The organism is Pseudomonas sp. P20 (assembly GCF_016463925.1).
In the GTDB taxonomy this organism is placed as follows: Bacteria; Pseudomonadota; Gammaproteobacteria; order Pseudomonadales; family Pseudomonadaceae; genus Pseudomonas; species Pseudomonas aeruginosa.
The window spans coordinates 1-6,801 of the sequence record NZ_JAEMVM010000040.1 but is presented as its reverse complement, the minus strand read 5'-3'; the positions used below and the strand labels follow the sequence as shown (position 1 = coordinate 6,801).

Annotated in this window: 6 protein-coding genes and 2 pseudogenes; 5 read left to right on the top strand and 3 right to left on the bottom strand. The window is 55.8% G+C overall.

Going from position 1 to position 6,801, the window contains the following annotated elements:
• The 5 genes and pseudogenes from JHD77_RS30245 to JHD77_RS30220 form a co-directional block, all read left to right on the top strand.
• Positions 1 to 667, top strand: a pseudogene (locus JHD77_RS30245) (hypothetical protein); the annotation flags it as partial.
• Between the two features lie 415 nt (positions 668 to 1,082).
• Positions 1,083 to 1,361 carry a hypothetical protein gene (locus JHD77_RS30240; RefSeq protein WP_013213990.1) on the top strand — a complete coding sequence of 93 codons (279 nt, stop codon included), beginning with the start codon at positions 1,083 to 1,085 and terminating at the stop codon, positions 1,359 to 1,361.
• Between the two features lie 110 nt (positions 1,362 to 1,471).
• Entirely contained in the window at positions 1,472 to 1,897 is a 426-nt protein-coding gene (locus tag JHD77_RS30235; RefSeq protein ID WP_013213989.1) for an antirestriction protein, read from the top strand.
• Between the two features lie 127 nt (positions 1,898 to 2,024).
• Entirely contained in the window at positions 2,025 to 2,180 is a 156-nt protein-coding gene (locus JHD77_RS30230) for a hypothetical protein (protein WP_013213988.1), read from the top strand.
• Positions 2,181 to 2,643: 463 nt separating this feature from the next.
• A pseudogene (locus JHD77_RS30220) lies at positions 2,644 to 3,507 on the top strand (IS1182-like element ISKpn6 family transposase); the annotation flags it as partial.
• Positions 3,508 to 3,756: 249 nt separating this feature from the next.
• Here JHD77_RS30220 and JHD77_RS30215 read toward each other — a convergent pair.
• The 3 genes from JHD77_RS30215 to JHD77_RS30205 form a co-directional block, all read right to left on the bottom strand.
• Positions 3,757 to 4,638 (bottom strand): carbapenem-hydrolyzing class A beta-lactamase KPC-2, encoded by an 882-nt coding sequence (locus tag JHD77_RS30215; RefSeq protein ID WP_004199234.1) that lies wholly within the window; start codon positions 4,636 to 4,638, stop codon positions 3,757 to 3,759.
• A 275-nt stretch (positions 4,639 to 4,913) separates the two neighbouring features.
• Positions 4,914 to 5,894 carry an IS481-like element ISKpn27 family transposase gene (locus tag JHD77_RS30210; protein ID WP_013213985.1) on the bottom strand — a complete coding sequence of 327 codons (981 nt, stop codon included), beginning with the start codon at positions 5,892 to 5,894 and terminating at the stop codon, positions 4,914 to 4,916.
• A gap of 122 nt (positions 5,895 to 6,016) precedes the next feature.
• Positions 6,017 to 6,574: a recombinase family protein gene (locus tag JHD77_RS30205; RefSeq protein ID WP_001217881.1), complete on the bottom strand. Its 558-nt coding sequence runs from the start codon at positions 6,572 to 6,574 to the stop codon at positions 6,017 to 6,019.
• Positions 6,575 to 6,801 lie beyond the last annotated feature (227 nt).

Below are 6,801 nucleotides of genomic sequence, written 5' to 3'. Positions count from 1 at the left end.
CGCTAACTTTGCAACAGTGCCCGATTTTTTCCGAATTCTGCGGTTCCCCCTGGAAGACCTACGCAAGTTGGGCCAGCTCAGAGGTGGAATCAACGAAGGCGAGCGAATGAGGCATCTTTTCTGGCGTCTTAACTTTCTCCTTCTCTCCGGGGCAACAAACAGCGCCCAGATGTACCATGAGGCCGCCGCTCTTTCCTCCGAGCTGGATACTCGTTGGTCTTACCGCTCCAAAGAGCTTATGACGCTCTACAGCAAGGCGAAATCCTATGAGGCTGGGGAACGTGTCGAGTTCGGCGGAAAGTCGTTTGCACCGCTATACACGCCCAAAAACGACACGCTGATCAACCTATTCCAGATCTCACAGCAAGAACAAGAGCAACTGAAGACGATTATCAGCACTGACGAGGCTCAGAAGCGCCGCAGAGAGCGCGATAGACTGCGTGATGAAGAACGTCGCCGCGCCGCTGGCCAGCTTGAGCGTGAAGCCTATGAAGCCAACTCATTGAGCAGGCAAAAGCCCTGGGAAGCTATGGGCATGAGCCGGGCTAAATGGTATCGCCTGGGCAAGCCTTCACCTCAACAAAACAGTGAGACAAGTCCCTCCCCTATTACTAATGGCGAAGCCTCAGCGGTTGCCCTTCAGGCGGCCAGGTGTAAAGCCGTTTAGATGGCTATTTCAAAGTGAGTGAGATTTCGTAACGGATGGCAGCCCTAGAGGCTGCTTTCTTTTGAGGGGTTAGCAGGCGTATAGCCATGCTGGATCTCAGTCTATCACTACCTGCTTAATATTCCACCTTTAGATCCGGCAGCAGCTCGACCAGGTGGCCAAGTTCAGATCTGGACGCCAGAAGGAAATCAACCAGGTGGCCAACTCACCAGGCATCGGCAGCAGCTCGACCAGGTGGCCCATTTCGTACGTACGAAATCAGGCGACGCTATGCGAAATCTTGGCGGCAATCCCCCGCGACTACGTGATTTTTTTAACGTAGAGCGCGCTTTTTCTTGCCATAGTAGGCCATTTTGGCCTATAATCTTAATTAAGAAGACCGGGCACCCGCCACGGTCAATACCGGAGAACTCCGATGATCCACACAGCTAACCGCACCTTTCACCAACTCTATCGAGAATGGATACGCGAACGCCGCGAGCATATGCACAACGTTTTGACCTGGGAGCGTGATCGTTACGGTGCTCGCCTCGTCGGTCTGTTTTATCGTTACTGCAAGGTGGCCAACCCCTTTCCCCGTTGCACTCTGAATACTCGGATCAACTACCGCGCCCATGCGGTGAATCTGCCAGATTGGCCAGCCCGCAGCCTGGAGCTGAATAAAATGTGGCTCAGTTGGAGAGAAAAAAAGTAGGCCGATTTGGCCTATTTTTTATTGTACCCGCTTGACACAATAGGCCAAAATGGCCTATTATATATCTCAGAAGGCCGGGCACCCGCCACGGTCAATACCGGAGAACTCCGATGATGCAAACAGAACTTAATCCCCTGATCTGCTCCCTGGTCGCCACCCCTCGCCGTATGGCTGCAATGCCCCGCTATGTAGGCCGTTTCTATGTGGTTTTCGAGTCGATGCTTTACCAGCAAATGAAAGGGCTCTGCCGCGAGTATCGCGGGGCTTATTGGCTTATGTGGGAGCTGTCGAACGGCGGCTTTTATATGGCTCCTGGGCGTCGTGATGAAATGCTGAACATCGAGGCCATGAACTACTTTAGTGGCCAAATGAGCGCCGATGCTGCCGGGATTACCGCTTGCCTCTACCTCTATAGCCATCTGTCATTTCACACAGAAGGCGCTGACCAGGAGCGGTTTTCAAGGCTGTATCACAGCTTGCGGGATTGGGCTTGTGAGCATGACGAAAAAGAGGCCATCTTGGCCGCAATAGACTAGCAACAGAAAGCCCCGGTGATGGCCGGGGCTCTTAAAGGAGGTGCATAGGTAGAAAAAGAAATGGTGCCCCTGGTATGGCTGCAACCAATCACAGGGGCTTTCACCGGTCAATTTGAGGATAAACGCGATGAATACGGATATTGTATCACTTGCAAAACACATTGGCGACGCTCTGACGGCCCGCCGCCCCGTTCATATGCCGCGCATGAAGATGCGGGAGCTTGGCTTGCTCTTGATTGAACTGAAGGCGTATCGGGAGGCCGCCGCGACCGTTACCCATTGATAAAAAAGCCCCGGCATTGACCGGGGCTATTTGAGGATTTATCGCATGATTAGACCTGAAACGCTTAGGCCGTTCGCTGAAGATTGGCAGGCTCCAACCGCCGATGAAATCAAAGAGGTGTTGGAGCTGATTAGGCAACGAAAAGGGCTTAGTAAGCCTCTCAGTGGCGTTGATGTCGCTGATCTCGTTGGTTTGCCTGGTGAGAGAGGCAGCGGAAAGGGAACCCGAACCTTCAGGCGTTGGGTGAGCAAAACCAACCCTAGCCCTATTGCTTATGGTGCCTGGTCTATCTTGGCCCACCTGGCAGGTTTCGGGGCTATATGGGACGCTGACCGGGATTGAAACCATGACCGAACATAAGGCCGAACGTGCTCCCTGGGGAGACTTCCCGGCAGTAGTGAGGAACGGCGATCTAAAGGATCTCTCTAAAGAACCTGAATACGAAGCCGCCAAACATGGCGACCACAAGGCGATGAGCTATAAGCGCATGAAGCCGGCCGAGGACGAATTGCATTGCGAGATCAAGGCGCTGCTTGATCGCGCCAAGGCTACCGACGACCAGGAGCGTAACGAGCCGGAGCTGGACATTCCTGCCGAGATTTCTCGCCGCGAGAAGCGCCTGGAGGCGATCCAGGCGGCAAAGGCGCGCCTGGAAGCGCGCCAGCGTGAAGCGGACCAGGCCCGGGGGCGCAGCGAAGACGATGGCCGCCGGCCTCGCCATCCGGATGGCTCGGACAAGGGCGGTGGCTCGTACAAACGCGAGTTTGGTGTGCCGGATGACCGTGATCAGGAAAGCTTCACCGATCCGGACAGCCGGATCATGAAACACGCCGGTGGTGGCTCCGAGCAGAGCTACAACGGGTACACAGCGGTCGATGCCGAGCACCAGATCATCGTGGCGGCGGAGTTGACCAACTGCGCCGCGGACAGTCAGGCGCTGCTGGGCATGCTGGCAGCAGTTCAGGCCAACACCGGAGAAATGCCGGCCCAGACGCTGGCGGATGCGGGATTCCGTAGTGAGGCTGTTCTGGCAAAGGTCGCCGATCACCACGGCGATGTCATCGTTGCCCTCGGCCGCGAGGGACGTGAAGATGCCAAGGTCAATGCCAAGACCCATCCGCATACGGCGGCGATTGCGGCGAAATTGAAAACGGAGCAAGGCGATGCAGCTTACCGCCGGCGCAAGTCGATCGTGGAGGCTCCGAATGGTTGGATCAAGGCGGTGATGGGATTGCGTCAGTTCAGCATGAGGGGCCTGGACAAGGTGCAAGCCGAGTGGAAGCTCGTCTGCATGGCGCTAAATCTGAGGCGAATGGCGTATCTGTGAGGGCGAAGGTTAAATGGGGCGGCTCAAATGCACCCCAGTCGTCATAACACGCCGCGCGCCGCAAGATTGGTATCCTTGGCGCCGACGCCTTGCCAATTGCAGAGAGCGCCGCCGCCATCGTCAGTGCTCTACAGAAAACCGGTCACACGGCTCTGCCGCGCAGACTCCTAGCCTAAATGTGACAGTGGTTGGTAATCCATGCCGCCCGCAAGGGCGGCGGTGGTGGGCCAATAGATGATTTTCAGAGCCTTACTGCCCGTTGACGCCCAATCCCTCGAGCGCGAGTCTAGCCGCAGCGGCGATGACGGCCTCGCTGTGCTTGTCATCCTTGTTAGGCGCCCGGGTGTAGACGGCCAACACAATAGGTGCGCGCCCAGTGGGCCAGACGACGGCATAGTCATTTGCCGTGCCATACACTCCGCAGGTTCCGGTTTTGTCTCCGACTGCCCAGTCTGCCGGCACCGCCGCGCGGATGCGGTGGTTGCCGGTCGTGTTTCCCTTTAGCCAATCAACAAACTGCTGCCGCTGCGGCGCAGCCAGTGCAGAGCCCAGTGTCAGTTTTTGTAAGCTTTCCGTCACGGCGCGCGGCGATGAGGTATCGCGCGCATCGCCTGGGATGGCGGAGTTCAGCTCCAGCTCCCAGCGGTCCAGACGGAACGTGGTATCGCCGATAGAGCGCATGAAGGCCGTCAGCCCGGCCGGGCCGCCCAACTCCTTCAGCAACAAATTGGCGGCGGCGTTATCACTGTATTGCACGGCGGCCGCGGACAGCTCCGCCACCGTCATGCCTGTTGTCAGATATTTTTCCGAGATGGGTGACCACGGAACCAGCGCATTTTTGCCGTAACGGATGGGTGTGTCCAGCAAGCCGGCCTGCTGCTGGCTGCGAGCCAGCACAGCGGCAGCAAGAAAGCCCTTGAATGAGCTGCACAGTGGGAAGCGCTCCTCAGCGCGGTAACTTACAGTTGCGCCTGAGCCGGTATCCATCGCGTACACACCGATGGAGCCGCCAAAGTCCTGTTCGAGTTTAGCGAATGGTTCCGCGACGAGGTTGGTCAGCGCGGTGGCAGAAAAGCCAGCCAGCGGCCATGAGAGACAAGACAGCAGAACTAGACGGCGATACAGTGACATCAACGATATTCCTTGTTTGAAGGTGGAGCTAGGTGTAGCGGCCGGATGTAATCAGGCCGCTACAGCTGGGATTAGGGGTCTGACGCTCAGTGGAACGAAAACTCACGTTAAGAAGTCATTTTTCAATATTATTGAAGCATTTATCAGGGTTATTGTCTCATGAGCGGATACATATTTGAATGTATTTAGAAAAATAAACAAATAGGGGTTCCGCGCACATTTCCCCGAAAAGTGCCACCTGACGTCTAAGAAACCATTATTATCATGACATTAACCTATATGTCAAGACCCGGCTGGTTATACACGCGTTTCCTGAACAATTCAGGGCGTTTTTCATGCCATTCCTTGAGCGCCTGAACGGGTGTTTTGTGTTGGAGCGCGCGTTGCGGAATGCTGTGGTTGTAGATCTTGACGTAATTGCGCAGCGTCGATTCCAGTTCGGCAGCTGAACCAAAACGGGTCTGGTTGACGATGTCGCTGATACGACCGTTGAAGCGCTCCACCATGCCGTTGGTCTGCGGATGACGAGGCGGGATGAGCCGGTGCTCGATGCCGAGCTGCTTGCACAGGCGGTCGAACACGTGTGTGCCGCTGGGTTCCTTCTTCTTGCCGCCAGCCGTGAAGCGGTCGGTGAACTGGCTGCCGTTGTCGGTCAGAAGCTTGACGATCTTGACGGGACAGGCTTGCTGGACTTTGTTGAGGAAGTCGCCACTGCTGCCATCGGTCTGGTCGGCATAGAGCTCGATGAAGACCCAGCGCGTAGCACGGTCGATGGCAACGAAGAGATAGCGCCTTGCCGTCTCGTCGGGCATCTGCGGCAGGTACTTGATGTCGATGTGCACAAAGCCCGGCTCGTAGTCCTTGAAGGTCTTTTTCGTGGCGGGCGCAGTGCCTTCCTGCTCGACCAGGTTACGTAGATCCGAGACACCGTGGCGGCGCAGGCAACGTCCCAGGCCGGCACGCGAGACGGCTGGATTGATGAACTCGCGCGTGACCGCCAGCAGGTCGTCCGTGGGCAGCAGCAACGTCTTGCGCAGCTCCACCACGATGAGCTCCTGCTCGGGCGTGAGCGTCGTGTACATCTTGTTCGGCGCATGCGACTTGTCTTCAGGAGACTCGCGGTTTTGCCACTTTCGGATGGTTTGGCGGGTGACGTTGTACATCCTGGCCAGTTCGGCCTGCGGGAGCGTCGAGTTCCTGATTTCCTCACGGATCAGGTGGGTAGTACGGGCTTGGCTGTGCAGTGCCTGGGTCATCGAGTTGCCAGTGAAGAGTCGGATTGGAACAGTGTACGCAAAACGTGTCTGGCCTTGAAGAGCGGCCAGCTACGCATGGGTACATGATCCCACGAGTCCAGACACCTATAAAAATAGGCGTATCACGAGGCCCTTTCGTCTTCAAGAATTTTATAAACCGTGGAGCGGGCAATACTGAGCTGATGAGCAATTTCCGTTGCACCAGTGCCCTTCTGATGAAGCGTCAGCACGACGTTCCTGTCCACGGTACGCCTGCGGCCAAATTTGATTCCTTTCAGCTTTGCTTCCTGTCGGCCCTCATTCGTGCGCTCTAGGATCCTCCGGCGTTCAGCTTGTGCCACAGCCGACAGGATGGTGACCACCATTTGCCCCATATCACCGTCGGTACTGATCCCGTCGTCAATAAACCGAACCGCGACACCCTGAGCATCAAACTCTTTTATCAGTTGGATCATGTCGGCGGTGTCGCGGCCAAGACGGTCGAGCTTCTTCACCAGAATGACATCACCTTCCTCCACCTTCATCCTCAGCAAATCCAGCCCTTCCCGATCTGTTGAACTGCCGGATGCCTTGTCGGTAAAGATGCGGTTAGCTTTTACCCCTGCATCTTTGAGCGCTCTGATCTGAATATCGAGGGACTGCTGGCTGGTTGAGACCCGCGCATAACCAAAAATTCGCATAAAATGTACCTTAAATCGAATATCAGACACGATGTGTCTATTATGCCAAAATGACGATTTAATGGACACTCAAACGAAGCCGTTTTACTATGTCTGATAATTTATAACATTTCGGACGGTTGCAAAAATGTTACTAAATGCCCGTCAGGCAGGGAGGCCGATATGCCCGTTGACTTTCTGACCACTGAGCAGACTGAAAGCTATGGCAGATTCACCGGTGAACCGGA